Origin of the sequence: Bacteroides pyogenes DSM 20611 = JCM 6294 (assembly GCF_000428105.1) — a bacterium.
Taxonomy (GTDB): Bacteria; Bacteroidota; Bacteroidia; order Bacteroidales; family Bacteroidaceae; genus Bacteroides; species Bacteroides pyogenes.
This window is the reverse complement of record NZ_KE386624.1, coordinates 39987-59151: the sequence shown is the minus strand read 5'-3', so window position 1 is coordinate 59151 and position 19165 is coordinate 39987. Positions and strand designations below refer to the sequence as shown.

Annotated in this window: 12 protein-coding genes; 10 read left to right on the top strand and 2 right to left on the bottom strand. The window is 44.1% G+C overall.

Translation table 11 applies throughout. The features are described 5' to 3' along the window. Positions 1–376 precede the first annotated feature (376 nt). The 7 genes from C234_RS0114155 to C234_RS0114130 all read left to right on the top strand — a co-directional run bounded on the left by C234_RS0114155 (position 377) and on the right by C234_RS0114130 (position 12877). Positions 377–1846 carry a hypothetical protein gene (locus C234_RS0114155; RefSeq protein WP_034538524.1) on the top strand — a complete coding sequence of 490 codons (1470 nt, stop codon included), beginning with the start codon at positions 377–379 and terminating at the stop codon, positions 1844–1846. Between the two features lie 10 nt (positions 1847–1856). Then, positions 1857–4949: a SusC/RagA family TonB-linked outer membrane protein gene (locus C234_RS0114150; protein WP_027326291.1), complete on the top strand. Its 3093-nt coding sequence runs from the start codon at positions 1857–1859 to the stop codon at positions 4947–4949. Between the two features lie 15 nt (positions 4950–4964). Next, positions 4965–6998: a RagB/SusD family nutrient uptake outer membrane protein gene (locus C234_RS0114145; RefSeq protein ID WP_027326290.1), complete on the top strand. Its 2034-nt coding sequence runs from the start codon at positions 4965–4967 to the stop codon at positions 6996–6998. Between the two features lie 21 nt (positions 6999–7019). Further along, complete coding sequence (locus C234_RS0114140) at positions 7020–8069, top strand: BT_3044 domain-containing protein (RefSeq protein WP_027326289.1); 1050 nt, start codon at positions 7020–7022, stop codon at positions 8067–8069. Between the two features lie 24 nt (positions 8070–8093). Beyond that, a complete protein-coding gene (locus C234_RS16890) occupies positions 8094–8891 on the top strand; it encodes a BACON domain-containing protein (RefSeq protein ID WP_051290284.1) in 798 nt (265 codons plus the stop codon). Beyond that, positions 8855–9919, top strand: a complete 1065-nt coding sequence (locus C234_RS16885; protein ID WP_081688174.1) for a BACON domain-containing protein — start codon at positions 8855–8857, stop codon at positions 9917–9919. The genes C234_RS16890 and C234_RS16885 overlap by 37 nt, the downstream gene beginning before the upstream one ends. Before the next feature lie 123 nt (positions 9920–10042). Then, positions 10043–12877: a M60 family metallopeptidase gene (locus C234_RS0114130; protein WP_428829125.1), complete on the top strand. Its 2835-nt coding sequence runs from the start codon at positions 10043–10045 to the stop codon at positions 12875–12877. Between the two features lie 162 nt (positions 12878–13039). Here C234_RS0114130 and C234_RS0114125 read toward each other — a convergent pair whose 3' ends face one another. Beyond that, positions 13040–14104, bottom strand: coding sequence for a LacI family DNA-binding transcriptional regulator (locus C234_RS0114125; protein WP_021644769.1), 1065 nt, complete (start codon positions 14102–14104; stop codon positions 13040–13042). Between the two features lie 251 nt (positions 14105–14355). Between C234_RS0114125 and C234_RS0114120 the strand changes: the two genes are divergently transcribed. Both C234_RS0114120 and C234_RS0114115 read left to right on the top strand, forming a co-directional pair. Continuing rightward, positions 14356–15381: a sugar kinase gene (locus C234_RS0114120; protein ID WP_021644770.1), complete on the top strand. Its 1026-nt coding sequence runs from the start codon at positions 14356–14358 to the stop codon at positions 15379–15381. 29 nt (positions 15382–15410) lie between these two features. Next, complete coding sequence (locus C234_RS0114115) at positions 15411–16079, top strand: bifunctional 4-hydroxy-2-oxoglutarate aldolase/2-dehydro-3-deoxy-phosphogluconate aldolase (RefSeq protein ID WP_027326287.1); 669 nt, start codon at positions 15411–15413, stop codon at positions 16077–16079. 217 nt (positions 16080–16296) lie between these two features. Here C234_RS0114115 and trpB read toward each other — a convergent pair whose 3' ends face one another. Further along, the gene (trpB, locus tag C234_RS0114110) at positions 16297–17538 is read right to left on the bottom strand and encodes a tryptophan synthase subunit beta (protein ID WP_027326286.1); all 1242 of its coding nucleotides are present in this window, start codon (positions 17536–17538) and stop codon (positions 16297–16299) included. Between the two features lie 662 nt (positions 17539–18200). Between trpB and C234_RS0114100 the strand changes: the two genes are divergently transcribed. Next, entirely contained in the window at positions 18201–19109 is a 909-nt protein-coding gene (locus tag C234_RS0114100; protein ID WP_027326284.1) for a cation diffusion facilitator family transporter, read from the top strand. Positions 19110–19165: the final 56 nt, after the last annotated feature.

Below are 19165 nucleotides of genomic sequence, written 5' to 3'. Positions count from 1 at the left end.
GAACAAGTAAATCAATGTGACTTTTTATTTTAGGTACCCATTAATTTTCTTTATTCTTTGAGAAAGGGTCCCCTCCCCTCTGCCGCCGTCCGGAAGCAGGGGTAAAATAGTTGTCGACTTTCTTAAGAGTTTTTCCATATATAGATGCTTTAATACGGTTCGGGCAAAGGTTTCCCGTTACCTACAAAGTAACGGACTTGGAATCTAAATATGACCTGGAATCTAAATATGATTGAACCAATTCATAAACACAATGAGAAAATTAGCATTTTACTGATTATAAAACAAAATTGATACATTAAAATAAAACACTCGATTCTCTTATAAGTGAGAAAAACTATTTTATCTATTCACTAATTTTTAAAAACACGTTAAAATGAGAAACACAACACTGAAACTGCTGGGGGCAGTTTACATCTGCTGTTGGGTCATGTCTTGTTCCGACAAAAAAGATTCAGGCGGCGGTACAGCCTTTAACCCCAATCAGGACATTGTTATTGAAGATTTTTATCCCGACTCGGGAGGAATTGCGACCCCTATGATTATTGAGGGGAAAAACTTCGGTGCGGACACAACCGGACTGAGTGTGTATTTTGTTGACGAAGACCAAGTAAGGCGTAAAGGCGGTCTGGTTTCGTCTAACGGTGAGAAACTTTATGTGTATGTCCCTTCCGGACTTACTTACAAGCGTAACATTGATTTAGTTGTAGAACGGAAGATGCCCGGAAAAGAAGAAGTATATTCGGGCAAGTCTTCCCATCCTTTTATTTACAAGACTCAAACTTCGGTGACTACTGTAATAGGGCAGGTGTCTACGGATCCTCAGCCAACTAAAGCGGCGGATTTGAACTCAACGACTTTGTCGGCTCCGGGATTTATCTGTTTGGACGATGAAGACAACATCTTTATTGTCGAGCGTACGTTCGACTCGGGTAGCGCGGAAAAAGGCGGTGATATTTATTGTAAGAAAACCGATGGAAACGGTTCAAGCGGTAATGTCTTGAAAGCTTCGTTGACGAGAAAGGATGTAGTTCTCCTTTCCGAGAATCAGATAGAGCGCCCCAATGCTCCGGCCTTTTCCGATGAGAAAGGATTGGAGACGGTATATGTGCCGGCGGATTTGGGGATGCATTATCTGGCTATGGCCAAAGCATTGGATTATCAACCCCGTAAATTGTTGGCGCTGAAGAATGAGCAATATCCGGAGATCGATACGAGAAACTGGAAGTATAGCTTTGTGGTGAATAAGAATGACAAGCAACTTTATACTGTGATGTATAACGGTCAGTTGGTGCGTATCAACCCGAAAACAAGACGTACGGAAGTGCTGTTGAAAAGTATCGGAGTGCATGGGGGAGGAGACACATACATAAGCTTTAGTCCGATTGAAACAAACAAGCTTTTTATCTGCCTGGCTGATAAGCACGAGATTTGGACTGTGGATATCGACCAGTTGGAAGATAAAGATATTAACGAATACCACGGCGAACCCTATGCCGGAAAAGCATGCTGGGAAGGAATCGTTGCCGGTAAAGGCTGGGAAGACGGATTGCTGAAGAATGCAAAATTCAAATATCCTCGTCAGATCTGCTTTACGAAAGACGGGAAACTGTATATCGCCGACTCCGGGAATTGTTGCATACGTACTATCGATACAACGCTTCCGCAGGATAAAGCGACTGTGACTACAGCCATCGGTATACCCGGTTCCAAAGGCCATCAGGATGGAGGTCCGGATATCGCAAAATTCAATTTCCCTTTTGGAGTAGCGGTCAGTCAAGATGGACAGACTGTATACGTGGCAGATACGTATAACAGAGTAATTCGTAAATTATCCATTGAGTAATCTTTAAAGTATGAGAAACTATATATTATTTATATTATGCATGTTGGTCTTATCGCCGTTAGATGCATATAGCCAGGATAAGAAACAATTTACAGTATCGGGTATTGTTGTGGATGATTCGGGCGAACCGTTTCCCGGTGCTACTGTTTATGTGAAAAACATGCCCGGAAAAGGAACCGTTTCCGATTTAGACGGTAAATTTAAAATCAGAGTAGACGCTAATGCGGTTTTGGTGGTACAATCGGTTGGTATGAAATCGGTGGAAACTCTTATCAATAAAGACATGCCTAAACTGAAAATTGTGTTGACCGAGGACTCTGAAAGTCTTGAAGAAGTAGTTATCACCGGTTTGAGTTCACAGAAGAAAGTTTCAGTGGTAGGAGCCATCTCTTCACTGGATGTCAGCCAAATTAAGACTCCGGCCACTTCATTGAGCAACATGATCGGTGGTCGGTTGGCAGGTGTTATCACCATGCAGACTTCGGGTGAGCCGGGAAAGAATCTTTCGAACTTCTGGATTCGCGGTATCAGTACCTTTGGTGCCGGAGGCGGCGCTTTGGTGCTTATCGACGGATTGGAAGGAAATCTTAACGATATCGACCCGGATGATGTGGAATCATTCAGTATCTTGAAAGACGCTTCGGCTACAGCCGTTTACGGTGTACGCGGAGCGAACGGTGTTGTGCTTGTAACTACCAAGCGCGGCGGAAAAGATAAGTTGAACATTACCGGTCGCGCTACTGTGAAAATGTCTCACATCAAACGCTTGCCTGAGTATTTGGGTGCTTACGACTATGCATTGCTTGCCAACGAAGCGCGTGCCATGTCCGGACAAGAAGACCTCTATACTACCTTGCAACTCGACTTGATACGATCCGGTTTGGATAAAGATTTGTATCCGGATGTGAATTGGACCGATGAAATCATGAAGCGTAACTCCTGGCAACAAAACTATTATGTCAGTGCCCGTGGCGGTGGAGATATCGCTACTTATTTCCTTTCTCTGGGATATCAGGACGAAGGGGCCGCTTATCGTCAGGAACAAAATATTTTTGACGAGCCGCTGGCTTATCGGAGATTGACTTATCGCGCCAATATCGATATGAATCTGACCAAAAACACCAAACTTTATTTCGGTGTCGATGGGCATATTTCAAATTACACTACTCCCGGTGGACAAAGTACGCAAGATGTGTGGAACGCCGTTCGTTTGCTTAACCCGTTAATGTTTCCGGTTGTTTATTCCGATGGAACAATGCCTACATACGGCAGAAATGATTTAATCTCTCCTTATGTAATGTTGAACCACACTGGATACCGTTCTCAAGATAATAACCGGAACGTGCTTACGCTTAAAGTGTCGCAGAAATTCACCGGCGCGCTCAAAGGACTGACTTTGTCGGCGCAGGCCATGACTGAGCATGTGGGGAATTTTAACGAACGCCGGTTCATCAGTCCGAACCTGTATCGTGCTTCGGGACGTACTTCCCAGGGTACCTTGATTAAAACTTTGCGTCACAAACAGCAGGATATGGTTTACTCCTCGAATACTGTTACTTTCCGGAAGTATTATATGGAGTCTAAAGCCGATTATAACCGTTCTTTCGGCAATCATAATGTGGGCGCGCTTCTTTTTTATTACATGGAGGATGCTCAAGGTTCCAATTGGGGTACCGACGCATTGGGAATTAACGCAATTCCTCAACGTCGTCAGAACTTGTCCGGACGTCTTTCTTACGGATACAATAACTGCTATTTTATCGACGGAAACTTTGGTTATACCGGTTCCGCCCAATTTAAAAAAGGAGACCGTTTCGGTTTCTTCCCCTCAATTGCTGTGGGTTGGGTGCCTACGGCCTATAAGTGGGTGAACAAAAACATGCCATGGTTGAGCTTCTTTAAAATACGCGCTTCTTACGGATTGGCAGGTAACGACCAAATCGGTGGCGGAAGATTCCCTTATTTGACTTTGATAGACCATCACGCTCCGGTATATTGGGGATATGTAGGTCGCGGAATCAGAGAAAAACAAACCGGAGCCGATAATCTGACATGGGAAGTTGCCAAAAAAGCGAATCTGGGTATCGATACGAAATTTTTCAAAGATAAGCTTTCTGTGACGGTAGACTTCTTCCGCGACGAACGCGATCATATCTTCCAGGATAGAGTTACTTTGCCCCGCTATGTAGGTATGGTTACTTTCCCGAAATCCAATGTGGGACGTATGCACAGCTACGGTTCGGACGGTAATATTTCATATTTCCATGAGATAAATAAGAAAATGAATTTTACGTTACGCGCCAACTACACGTTCTCACAGAATATTGTAGATTATTTTGAGGAGAACAAACTTCCTTATGACTATTTGAGTGTAACCAACAAACCTTATGGTTTGATACGAGGTTACATTGCAGAAGGGTTGTTCAAGAGCAAAGAAGAAATCAATACAAGTCCTGATCAGCAAAGCTCGTTCGGACGTGTCCGTCCGGGTGACATCAAGTATCGCGATGTAAACGGCGATGGCAGAATTACTGCCGATGATAAAGTGCCTTTGTCTTATGGCAATCAAGTTCCCCGCGTGATGTATGGATTTGGCGTGGATTTCAACTATAAGGATCTGACCGTAGCTGTTTTGTTCAAAGGAGCTGCGAAAGTTGAGTATTACCGTTCCGGTTTTGGAGGTAATGATGCCGGTTGGATTCCGTTCTACAACGGAGAGTTGGGTAATGTTATCAAATTGGCCAATAACCCCAAAAACCGCTGGACGCCGGCATGGTATTCGGGAACAACGGATACTGAGAATCCGAACGCAGAATTCCCGCGTTTATCTTATGGAGGCAATGCCAATAACTCTCAATTGTCTACTTTCTGGAAACGCAACGGATCTTATCTTCGTTTCCAAGAGTTGAGTCTTCGTTATAAATTGCATGCTAAGCCTTGGATCAAGAAGATGGGGCTTTCTGGAATCGATTTAGAGTTTGTTACCAATAATATATTTACGATAGATAAAGTGAAGTATTTCGACCCGGAACAGGCTTCTTACAATGGGGCTGCTTATCCGATTCCCACTACGTATACATTTCAGGTCTATCTCAAATTTTAATACAGATATTTATATATGAAAAAGAAGATATTGACATATATTACCGGGGTAGCGATATTCGGCTCAATGCTGCTGACTTCGTGTAATTTTTTAGATGTAGATCGCTACTTTGAGGCTACATTCAAAGAAGACTCTATTTTTCACAGCCAGGCCAATGCCGAAGGTTATTTGTGGAATACGCCCTCAGCGTTTCCCGATCCGGGAAAGATTTGGGGAAGTTCTTGGAATCCCGGACAAACAGCGTCGGACGAGATTACCGTAAAATGGCAGACCTCGGAGTTTTGGGGAGCGCAATTCTCTGTGGGAAATATTAATGAGAATTATATTCCCAACTGGGGATTGTGGGATGATATGTATCGGGTTATCGCTCGTTGCAATAAGATGTTGGTCAATGTGGAGAATGTGCAAGATATGACCGACGGAGACAAACGGGAATACAAAGCTTATGTGCATTTCATTCGAGGATATGCTTATTATCACCTGCTGATGAACTGGGGCCCTTGTCTCATTGTGGGTGATGAGATTATTACTACCGATAAACCTGCCGAATACTATGATAGGGAACGTAGTACGTACGATGAATCGATCGATTATATATGTAATGAGTTTGCACTGTCGTTGAAAGGAATGCTGGGCCCTCAACAACAATCGTTGAACTTTTTCGAGCGCCCCACTAAAGGAGCGGCTTTGGCACTGATTGCGCGTTTGCGTTTGTTCCAAGCATCACCTACGTTTAATGGAGGAGCTTCTGCTAAAAGATGTTTCGGCAATTGGTTGAGAGAAAGCGATCAAGTGTATTATGTGAATCAGGAGTACGATCCCAAGCGTTGGGCAGTTGCGGCAGCGGCAGCCAAACAGGTTATCGATATGGGCTATTATGAATTGCATACGGTAGAAAAAGACAAAACAAATCCGTATCCTATACACCCGAGTGTGCCTACAGGAACTTTCCCCGATGGTGCCGGAAATATTGATCCGTTCCATTCTTATGCCGACATGTTTACGGGCGAAAGTATGCCTAAGGTAAACAAAGAGTTTATTTGGGCGGTAGAATCGTCAGGTAATGTAAGAGGATACACGCGTCATTCATTCCCTGTAAAGTATCAGGGATGGGGCGGTATGTCTGTTCCGCAAAGAGTAGTCGATTGCTTCCTTATGAATGATGGTAAGACGGTAAATGAGTCTGAAGAATATGTTTCCGATTTGACGCAAGTGACTCCGACTACGAAAGTATTGGGAACTTATCAATTGATGGCCGGAGTTCCGAAGATGTACGACAACCGTTCGGCGCGTTTTTATGCTTCTATCGGTTTCCCGGGACGTTATTGGGAGATGAATACCGCCAGTGCGGATAAGGCTTTTATAAACAAACAGTTCTGGTATTCGAATGATGATCAGGAAGCGGGTAAGGCCGGTGCCGGAAACAACCCGAACGATTATTGTATTACGGGATATGTGCCGGTAAAATATATTCATCCGGACGATTCTTATGCAAAGGTGAACGGTACCACGGTAATGGTGAAGCCATTCGCTATCATCCGCTATGCTGAAGTCCTTTTGGAATACATTGAGGCCATGAACAACATCCAAGGCAGTGAGACCGTTGAGGTGCATGACATTACGGGTGAGCTGAAACCTGTGACAGTGACCAGAGATGTTGCTGAAATGAACAGATATTTCAGTCAAATTCGTTATCGCGTAGGTCTGCCTACGGTCAGCGAAGCTGTTCTTGCCGACAGAGATGCTTTCGAGAAAGTTATCCGTAACGAACGTCAAGTGGAACTTTTCAATGAAGGATACCGATACTTCGATACACGTCGTTGGGGTACTTTCCTTGACGATTCACAGTCGGAAAACTGGAAAGGACTTGATGTAAACAGAGACCGTACCGACCAGAATGGAAATATAGGTTTTTGGAATCTCGTACAAATTAACGAACAAAATATTCGCGACCGTGTGTCTAAACCCAGGATGGTGTTCCTGCCTCTGCATCACAATGAGTTGATTAAAGTGCCTCGCATGGCGCAAAATCCGGGATGGGAAAGATAATTTATTTTAATATTGTAAGACATGAAATATAAATATTCTATATTATTATGCACAGTATGTGCTGTTTTAGGCGCCTGCAACAGCTACGATTTTGATCAGGAACAATATCGTAAGGAAATTAATTTGCTTCAAAACACAGAAGGAGTGTTTGACAGGCAAGTGGTGGATATGGCGGATGAAACGAGTGAAAAAGGCGCAATCATCAATATTGTAGCCGGTTTGAGCGGATCTCGGCCTTCCAACCAAGCATATTCCGTTTCTCTTATAAATTCCGATTCTTTATTTAATGCTTATAATAAATCGAATTTTGATATCGAAACTGAACGTTATGCGCGAAGACTGCCTGTTGAATGTTATGAAGAGCCGGAGTTGAGACAAGATATTCCTGCCGGTAAATCTCAGGTGTTATTTCCTTTCCGTTTGAAAAACCTGAGCAAACTATCACCGGACAGTGTTTATATGCTGAATTATGAGATTGACAAAGATACGGAGACTCCGTATAATCCGAAAAAGCGTCATGTGTTGCTTCGTATTCACTGGAAGAACGATTATGCGTCGACCGCAAGGCAGATGGCATACAGTTATAATAGTGCTAAAGTGATTACTCCTGCCACTACTCCGACCGGAACCGCTACATTGAGAAGACCGACAAACTCGTTGACAGCATTTCCGTTGACGAAAAACTCGGTTCGTTTCCTTGCAGGAGATGAGGAGTACGGCGACTATAAGAAAGCTTTACGGCAAATCAACCAGAAGAGTATTATTATCGAAGTGGGAGAACAACTTCCGGAAAATCCTTTGGCGAGATATATTACTATCAAACCTTATAAGGAAGAAGAAATGGAGGTAAAAATGATGACTCCGCTGGGTGAATATGACAATACTTTCCTGTTGAATGAAATGCAGGTGTTAGGAGGAGGAAACTCTAAATTCTATAAAGAATTCCGTGTACATTATAAATATCGTTTGCTTAAAGTAAAACAAAACGACGGTTCTTTTGCTCCCGGTCCGATGAAAACAGTGCAAGCTAAATTGCGCTATGAATTTAACCCCCGGGCAGATCAACTATAGAGAACTTTTAATATTTGAAATGTTATGAAAAAGAATATATTTATTATAACACTGATAGGCCTGATTGGAATAGCCGGCGGATTCTTCTCATGTTCGCCGGATTATGAGACCGATTTTCATGTGTCGAGTTTGGTAGTGTCTCATAAAAATCAGGGGCTTATTTTACTACCCCTTGAAGGAGGCAATAAAGAAATACCTGTTCAAACAAATATTCCTTTGGACAAATGGACGGCAACGTCTAACGCTCCCTGGTGTGAGGTGTCTAAAGCGGAAGGCTTAGTCACAGTCAATGCAGGTGAAAACAACAATTACAAAGAAAGAAAAGCGTTGGTAACAATTGCTTATGGGCATCAGAAGTATGATATTCAAGTGAGACAATTCGGAAAAGAGTCGACTTTGGAGATCGTAGAAAATGAGAACTTTAAAATGGTCAAGAATATAATGACCACTACTGTGGAACCGACAGCCGAAACATTGGAGATACCTTTGCGCACGAATCTGGTTGTAGACCATGTGCTTATTCCGGATACTTGTAATTGGGTGCATTACACTCCGTCCGGTAGAGGAGAATCCGACAATTCGGAAATCGTTTATCTGACATTGAATCTTGATCAGAACACTGAACTGGAAGAGCGTTATTGCATGCTTATTCTCCAATCTTCCTTAAATTACAATGTAACTAAGGAATTGCTTATCAAGCAAGATAAGAGAGGATTTATCGTGGTGCCTATTGAAGGAAAAACAGAATTTGAAGTAGAGGATGCCGGTGATATTGTCCGTGTCCCATTCGGCAGAAATGGAGGAATGACTCATATACCGTAACTGTTGCGGAAGACGCTCAAGAATGGATTCAAATTCGTCCTAAAACAAGGGGTATATCAAATGATGAATTGGTGCTCATTGTTCAACCGAATGAAGTGCAAGAACCACGTACCGGAAAAGTAACGATTAAGAGTAACAACGAAGAAGAAGAGAGTTCTTTTGTCGTGACTATTAATCAGAAGGCATTTGTTCCTGTTCCTCCCAACAATGTAGTTAATCTGATGGCAATACCGGGTGAAGGATTTATTAAACTTTCGTGGGATAAACCTGAAAAAGCGAATTATTCGAAAGTGGTAATTACTTATCTGGATACGCCGAGGAGAATGAATGTCAGAAAAGAACTGACAGACAAGAATGTGACAACATGTAAATTGGATTCCACATTTGCTTTTGCGGGTGAGTATGAATTCACTGTGAAAACATACGGTCCTACAGGGTTGGAGACTGCCTCTCCGTTGACGGTGAAGAGCCGTTCGCTTGAGTGGAGCGAGAAAAAAGAAGTCACACTGACGGAGTCCATGATTACGGCCAATGCGACACAGACTAATGACGGTGGTGGTATACCTGCTTTGGTAGACAGGAAGGTAAATACTTACTATCACTCTTTCTGGGGTCCTACTTCTCCGGGCAAGAAGCCGCATTATTTGCAATTCAATTTCTCCCAACCGATTTATAAGAAGTTTACGATAGAGTATGTCGGACGTCATAATGGTGATGGTGGAGGAGATATCAAACGTACGGATATATTGGTGAGCGACACCGGCGGTGACAACGACAGCGAATGGCACAAAATCGGTGAAATTACCTATACGCTTCCGTCCGGAAGAGGACAGCCGGGTACGGCCAACGGGTATGTGACAGCAGACAAAAATTATAATTATGTTCGCTTCTTGCCTACGGCTCGTCGTTCTAAAGATCCGCTGAACGGACCTGATCCATCCACTTGGACCGGAAAAGAATGGTGGAATATGGCCGAAATCTATATATACGAGATACATGATGAAGCTTGGATTATAGACAAACTATAGCAAAGGCTGATATGAATTTACAATGCCGCTTTATATATAAGCAGCTTCTATAAACCCCGGTGGGAGCATAAGTTGAATGAATTATACCGACTCATGTTCCCGCCTTTTATCATAAATCAACGCATTATGAATAGAAATATATTATTTTTTTACTTTTTATTTTTATGTTTGCTCAACATCGGATGCTCTTCAAGCGACGATGGGCTGTCTGCCCCGACTATTACTGTGGGGAAAGAAGTGGTAGACTTCGAAAATGGTGCCGGTGTTCAAGAGGTGAGTGTAAAAACCAATATCACCGGTTGGAGCGCAACGGCTGATAAAAGCTGGTGTCATCCTACCCCTTCCGGAAATTTTTTACGTATTTCCGTTGATGAAAGTAACGATCGACTGGTTCGCGAAGCGATAATAACGCTTACATTCGATAAGCAGACAAAGACAATCAAAGTCCGCCAATTGGGTTATGAACCGGCTATCCTTATCGATCAACAGATTTTCTTGCTTAACGCTTCGGGAGGCAATATCAAATTCACGGTAACCGCCAACGTAAAAGTGGGAATCGAAGGAGTTCCCGAATGGGTCAAACCAACTTCAAGAACGCGCGCTCCCGAAATGGTGAGCACTGATTACTCCTACACAGTAGGAGCTTCCACGAATGAACAATCGCGTGAAGCCTCTATTGAGATAACAGAAATATTGGATGCCGGCGTCAATGATATAGCTCCGAAAAAAGCGCTTATTGCCATTACTCAAAAAGGATTGGGGAACTATGAGGCCGAACCGGGCGATGAAATAAAAGACGATATCAAGATAACAGTGGTAAGCGGTACGGCATCTTCTTTCCAGCAAGGTCAAAATATAGAAAAATCATTTGACGGAGATTATACCAGTTTGTATCACTCCAATTGGGATAATAAACCGGAAAACTACTTTCCTATCCATTTGGTTTACAATTTTGAGGAACTCTCAACGGTAGATTACCTGGTTTATCATCCGCGAAGCGATGGGAATCCCAATGGCCGGTTTAAAGAAGTGGACATCGAATATTCCGAGGATGGAAGTTTCTTTAAACCGCTCATGAGTAAAGTGCTTCAAAACGTAGCCCATGCTACCAAAATGGAGTTTCCTAAATCTGTTCAGGCCAAATCTTTCCGCTTTACAGTGAAGAGCGGATTCGGAACGGGAAAAGGATTCGCCTCTTGCTCCGAAATGGAGTTTTATGTGAAGAATCCCGAGAACTTCGACTATTCGACACTCTTCAGCGACCAGACTTGCAGCGATTTGAAGCCGGGCATCACCGAAGAAGAAATTCTGAAATGCGAATATCCTTTCTTTAAAAACATCGCTTACCATATGCTGAAAGGAAAGTACGACAGAGAATTCCGTATAGATGAGTTCAAGGCATACCCTCATCCTGACATAATGGCCCGCACGCACAAGACGAATGCGTATTCATTGTTGGATAACCCCACCGGAATTTCGGTAAAAGAGAATGAGACAATCATTGTTTTCGTAGGCGACACGCATGGGAAAACAATCAGCTTGCGTGTGCAGAATCTGGACAAGCCGAAGGGCGACGGATTCGGCGGGACATATTATGCGCTAAATCCCGGAGTGAACAAATTGCGCATGTCTACCAAGGGATTGGTTTATGTGATGTATCATACATCGACGATCGAAGAAGCCGACAACGCGAAACCTATCAAAATACACTTTGCTTCGGGAAGTGTCAACGGATATTTCGATTCGAACAAACATCAGCCTTCAGATTGGAAGAGATTGCTCGATAAGGCTGTAGATCCTTATTTCGATCTGGTAGGGAAATACGCCCATCTTACTTTCCCGACTTATCGGTTCCGGACATTGACGCCCGACGGGAAAGCGTTGATAGACGCTTATGATTTGCTTGTGAATTCTGAAATGGAATTCATGGGGTTGTATAGATACGATAAAGTCTTCAGAAACCGCATGTATTTCAACGTAATGTATCATAGCTATATGTACGCCACCTGGTATCATACCGCATATCATGACGATACATTGCAACAATTGTGCGATGTGAATAAATTTAAAGCGGCTCCTTGGGGACCGGCTCACGAAGTGGGGCATTGCAACCAAACCCGTCCGGGATTCAAATGGTTGGGTACGACGGAGGTGACCAACAACGTGATGTCTTTATATATACAAACCAGCGTATTCGATCGTCCGTCCCGCCTGCAAACCGAGAATATGGGGAATGGTATCCGCAACCGCTATTCGAAAGCATGGACAAGCCTTGTCGCTCCGAGACCGCAGCTTTCCTACTCTTCATTCGGCGACAACGACGTGTTCTGCAAGCTGGTTCCTTTGTGGCAGTTAGAGTTATACTTCGGAAAAGTGCTTGGGAGAACTCCACTTCAACAATCGGACAAGGGAGGTTTCTATCCCGATGTATATGAGCATGTAAGGACACACAGCGACTTGCCGACGGCGGGAGAACAGCAGCTTGAGTTTGTTTATATCGCTTCACTGAAAGCGCAGAAAAACCTTATCGGGTTCTTCAAGAAATGGGGCTTCCTGACGCCTGTCGATGTGGAAATAGATGATTACGGAAAAGGCCGGATGAAGATTACCCAATCTCAAGTCGACAACATTATCAAAAGGGTGAATGATTTGGGATTCCCGGAACCGGACGTTGCTTTGGAGTATATTACAGACAATACAGTGGAAGTTTATAAGACCAAAGCGGACATTATACCCGGAACAGCGACTCGCAGCGGGCAGGTTTTGACTATGACAAACTGGAAGAATGTAGTGGCTTATGAGGTAGTAAACGAAGAAGAGGGGAAAATGGTTTGTATTTCAGACGGTGTGTTGGAGGCTTCGTCCATAGCAACGTTTGATGTGCGCACGCCTTGGCAAAGCTCCTTCAAAGTGTATGCCGTATCGGCAACAGGTAAACGAGTAGAAGTGGTATTGTAATGTGATGACAATGTAAACAATGTGGTATTTCAAATAAGAACGTGTATAATTAAAGAGGGTGTCCGTCGTGGGTACCCTCTTTAATTATTATCCGGTTTGATTGAAATATTCTCAGAACGTTGTTCTGTAAAACTCATTTGGATGATGCGAAATGAGGTGGGTTTATTTGCTATGATAATAGTCGATCGTTTCCACCGACAACAAGTCGATAGGCATGTAATTGACGCACGTCACCTCTTTTTTGAAGATGAGATGATCGCAAAGCGACTTGATGCCGTTGAAGCCTTGCAGTTCCGGTTGTTGGGCGATGAGGAAAGACACCTTGCCTTCTTTCAGGCAGGTCACGTTGCGCTCCAGCAAGTCGTATCCTATGAGGTTGAATCCCTCTTTCCCTCGCTTTTGCAGGTATTCGCCTATGATGTAAACTTTGGAGTTGAAGGTAATGCCGTTCTTTACCGCCGGGTGGGAACGGAAAAACTCGTCGAGCATCGCGTTGTCTTCATCGTTTCGCTCGGCATGCAGGTCGAGTTCCAATATGTTGCAGTGCGGATGATGCTCCCGCATGTATTGCCTGAAGCCTATTTCTCTGCTCTCCTGCTGGTTGGAGCCCACAATGCCTTCGTGTATTTTCCTGAAAATCACGACTTCTTTTTCATTCCCGGCAAGTAGCATCAGGATGCGGGCGGCAAAATATCCGCTTTGGCGTGAGTTCTGTCCGAAGAAAGCAAGGGGAGGCTCTTCTTTGATATTCGAGTCTATATATATATAAGGTATACCTTTCGCTTTCAGTCCGTCGGTGAATCCTTTCGTGTGCCGGGGAGCGGTGGGAGCCACCATTACTCCGTCGGGGCGTTCCGCCAGAATTGCTTCTCCGGCATTCACAAACGAGCGATAGTCGTAAGGGTCGTAGTAGCGGATGTGTGCCGAGATGTTGAAATCCGAATAAGTCACGGTCGCTTCATGAATGCCTTTCTCGATAGCTGTCCAGTATTCTCCTTCCAAATGCTTGGGAAGCAGGCAGACGAAACTGTACTTCTTGTTCGAGGCCAAGGCACTGGCATACATGTTGGGCTGGTAATCCAGCTGCTTCAGAATTTCTTCCACCCGCTTCCTGCTCGACTCCGATACGCCGCTTCGTCCGTGCAGAACCCGGTCTACTGTTCCTACCGATACGTTCGCCAGACGCGCGATGTCTTTGATTCTGATTCTTTCAGGCAATTTATTCATGATTGTTCATTTCGATTTCTTATTTGTGTACGGACACAATGATAATCTTAATATTTTCGACACAAATATATAACAACTTTTGTAATTACGAAAATAGTTGTATCTTTGTGCTCGCACACGAATTGGTTGACTCCTGAATGGTGTATGATATTAATTATCTTTTATTCAGTGTATTATGTGCATAAATATCGAAAAGATTATAATTTAAAAGTTTATTGTATCAAACAACTAAAGAATTTAAATATAAGATTATGGGAAAGAAAGTCGTTACATTAGGCGAGATCATGCTTAGATTATCAACTCCGGGCAATACCCGCTTTGTTCAATCAGACTCTTTTGACGTGGTATATGGCGGAGGAGAGGCAAACGTTGCGGTGAGTTGCGCTAACTACGGACACGAGGCTTATTTTGTAACCAAATTGCCGAAACATGAGATCGGTCAGTCCGCCGTGAATGCCTTGCGGAAATATGGCGTGAAGACGGACTTTATAGCCCGCGGCGGCGACCGTGTGGGGATTTATTATCTGGAAACCGGAGCTTCCATGCGTCCGAGCAAGGTGATTTACGACCGTGCTCATTCGGCTATCGCTGAGGCGGATGCCGCCGATTTCGACTTCGACGCAATCATGCAGGGAGCAGACTGGTTTCACTGGTCGGGCATTACTCCGGCTATCTCCGACAAAGCTGCCGAACTTACCCGTCTGGCCTGCGAAGCGGCGAAGCGTAACGGCGTGACTGTGTCTGTCGATTTGAACTTCCGTAAGAAACTCTGGACGAAAGAAAAAGCCCAATCTGTGATGAAGCCTTTGATGAAATACGTAGATGTATGTATCGGCAACGAAGAAGATGCCGAGCTTTGTCTGGGCTTTAAGCCCGATGCCGACGTGGAAGCCGGACATACGGATGCCGAAGGCTATAAGGGAATTTTCCGTCAGATGATGGAAGAATTCGGTTTCAAATATGTGATTTCCACACTCCGCGAATCTTTCTCGGCCACTCGCAACGGATGGAAAGCGATGATTTACGACGGAAAGGAATTCTATACTTCGAAACGTTACGATATCGATCCCATTATCGACCGTGTAGGCGGAGGAGACTCTTTCTCCGGCGGCATTATCCACGGTTTGCTGACTAAACCGAACCAGAGCGAAGCACTTGAATTTGCGGTTGCCGCATCCGCTTTGAAGCATACGGTGAACGGCGACTTCAACCTTGTGTCTGCCGAAGAGGTGGAAGCCTTGGCAGGCGGAGACGCGAGCGGACGCGTACAGAGATAAATGAATCATTAAACAGTAAACAGACTAAAATGGCAAAATTCGATAAAATGGCCGTGATGAGTAAGATCGGCTCTACAGGTATGGTTCCTGTATTCTATCATAAAGATGCGGAAGTGGCGAAGAAAGTGATAAAGGCTTGCTATGAAGGCGGCGTGCGCGCTTTCGAATTTACCAACCGAGGTGATTTCGCGCAGGAAGTTTTTGCGGAGATTGTGAAATTCGCAGCCAAAGAGTGCCCCGAGATGGCAATGGGGATCGGTTCGATTGTAGATCCCGCCACTGCCGCCATGTATTTGCAATTGGGGGCTAACTTCGTGGTAGGCCCGCTGTTCAATCCCGAGATTGCAAAAGTTTGCAACCGTCGTGCGGTGGCTTACGCTCCGGGTTGCGGATCTGTATCCGAAGTAGGCTTCGCGCAGGAAACGGGCTGCGACCTTTGCAAAGTATTTCCGGGCGATGTGTACGGAACAAACTTTGTGAAAGGGCTGATGGCGCCGATGCCTTGGTCTAAGCTGATGGTGACGGGTGGGGTGGAACCCACCAGAGAAAACCTGACCGCTTGGGTCAAAGCCGGAGTATTCTGCGTAGGCATGGGCTCCAAACTGTTCCCGAAAGACAAAGTAGCTGCGGAAGATTGGACGTATGTAACCGATAAATGTAAAGAAGTGCTGGGTTATATTGCCGAAGCCCGGGGTTAGTTGGCAATAGGCATATTTCATTTTTGTTTAAAGGTGTTTAAAGGGGATAAGCCATTGGAATGAAGCGATTCATTTCCGATGGCTTGTTTTTTTGTAGCATCCGAGAGCGTAAAAGTCGAAATCTTTAAGAGACACCTCCAAGAATTAAAGACATTGCAGCATGGGGCTGAGTGCTGAGTGCTTACGCTTAAGCGACAACCCCGCTAAACGCTTACAGTCAGACTGCGTTCTGAGTATTGATTCTATTGATTTCTTCGGATAAAAATTCACTCCATTCTTCCGAAGCAATGGCTTTGGAAGTTATGAAGATGTCTTTGTCTCCTCTGCCTGAGATATTTACCACTATCCTTTTTGCGGGATCTAAAGTCGGGGCAATTCTAATGGCCTCTGCGATGGCATGCGATGACTCCAAGGCCGGTACGATTCCTTCACACTTTGCTGTCAGTTTTATGGCATTTATTGCCTCATTATCCATCGCTTTTGTGAACTTGATTCTACCGGTTTCTCCTAAAAAAGCTAATTGTGGACCAATGCCGGCATAATCCAAACCTGCGCTGATTGAATGCGTAGGCAGAAGCGAGTCTCCATCATGTAAAAAAAATGATTTATAACCTTGAATACAACCTACCGAAGCATCCTTTCCGCTCATTCTTAATGAATGTTCTCCTATATGTTCTCCGTTTCCACCGGCCTCAACACCTATTAATTCTACTTCAGAGTCATTTAGAAATTCTGCAAATACTCCTATTGAATTAGATCCTCCACCCACACATGCTATAATAATGTCCGGAAGGGAATGCTCCCTTTCCAGAAATTGACTTTTTACTTCTTTTCCTATGATAGACTGAAACTCTCTTACCATATCAGGATATGGAGCCGGGCCTAAAGCGCTGCCTATTAAATAATATGTATCTTCGGTTCTTGTTTCCCATACTCTAAACGCTTCATCCACTGCATCTGTTAAAGTTTTAGTGCCTTTATCGACAGGAATCACTTTAGCACCGAACATCTCCATCCAAAACACATTTGGCCTTTGCCGTTCCATGTCAATTCTGCCCATGTAGATCTCGCAGTCCAACCCCAATCTGGCACAGATGCAAGCTGTTGCTATTCCGTGTTGTCCGGCACCTGTCTCTGCAATAATTCTTTTTTTACCCATTCGCTTAGCGAGTAAAGCTTGTCCGACAGCATTGTTTATTTTATGAGCGCCGGTATTGGTTAAGCATTCAAGTTTGAAATAGATCTTTGCTCCATTCAGATGCTTTGTGAGATTTTCCGCATATAATAAGGGAGTTGGGCGACCGATAAAGTTTTTCTGAATACATTCAAGCTCATTTTTGAAATCATCATCCTGAATATATGCTTTAAAATTGCTCTCTATTTCTTGCAGTAACGGAGATAACGATTGGCTTACAAATGCTCCGCCATATTGTCCAAAATAACCGTTTTTACTTTTCATCGTCTTTCTTGTTATTTATTCATATGATTGTTTTTCCATAGCTATTGACAATATATACACGCCTATAAACGTAGTAAACCATCTGACAGCTGTTAATTTAAGCCCTAAGATGCTTATCTCATAAGGAAGTTATCTTGAATCATATTTAATTAATATTTTAATTAGACTAAACATAATGTTGTTTAAAATCGGTATTATGAATAAATATTCTATTATTTTGTAGAATAAAATATCATATTGCTAATTAATTCTGCGAATGTATGAAAAACAAAACAAACAATGCAATAGTTCGTTAAAAAATAGCTAAGTCTAAGCGGTTTTGTTGATAAATAAAATGGGTTTCTTGAAAAGTTTGGTCGATATGTTGTAAGTATTGGTTTGTTTGATGGCTTGTTTTTTTTCAAAGCCCGCGGGCTTTGAAAAAAAGGCGGCGGGCTTTGAATACAAACACGGCGGGCTTTTTTTAAAAGGCGCACCGTGTTTTTTCAAACGTCACGGTGATTGTTGCCGGACGCTTTAATGCCTCTGCATGGGTATGAAAAGTGCGGACGACAAGGTGAAAATAAGTAGAAATAGGTATTGCCTCGTACGATGGTTTGCGCTACCTTTGTGGGTGAAACAAAAGAAACGGACTTAAAATAAGTATTTATTTTCTGGGATATATGGATTCACATCATCACCATCATCACGAGCACAATCACCGCCTGACATCGCTCAACAAAGCGTTCGTCGCCGGTATTGTCCTCAATCTTTCATTCGTTATTATCGAGTTCGGGGCCGGATTCTATTATCATTCACTGGGGTTGCTTTCCGATGCGGGACATAATCTGGGCGATGTGGCGAGCCTTGTGTTGGCTATGCTGGCTTTCCGTTTGGAGAAGGTGCGCCCCAACAGCCGCTACACATACGGCTACAGGAAAAGTACGGTGCTGGTTTCGCTGCTGAATGCCGTTATTCTGCTGGTAGCGGTGGGCGTCATCATTGCGGAGAGTGTGGAAAAGCTCATTCATCCCGCTCCCGTAGCCGGATCGGCGATTGTCTGGACGGCGGGTGCGGGAGTCGTGATCAATGCCCTTACCGCCTGGCTGTTTATGAAAGATAAAGATAAAGACTTGAACGTGAAAGGGGCTTACCTGCACATGGCGGCGGATACGCTGGTTTCTGTCGGTGTGGTGGTTTCGGGCTTTATCATTATGTATACGGGCTGGTACATTGTCGACCCCGTCATCGGGCTGCTGATAGCCGTTGTGATCATAGTTTCCACTTGGGGATTGCTGCACGACAGCCTTCGTCTGTCGTTGGACGGTGTTCCTGTGGGTATCGACTCCGGGAAGGTGAAGCAAACGATTTTGGAAACACCGGGAGTGACGGATTGCCATCATTTGCATATTTGGGCGTTGAGCACCACCGAAACCGCGCTTACGGTGCATGTGGTGATCGACGATATGAGGCAGATGGAAGAAGTGAAGCACCGGCTGAAGCACCGGCTCGAAGAGGAGGAAATACATCATGTGACGCTGGAGGTGGAATGTAAAGGCTGTTTGTGTGATTCCGCAAACACTTGTTTGTAGACCGAAGTGTCGGTCGTCAGCGCCAATCGCTGCAAACAATCTTTGAACCGCCGGGA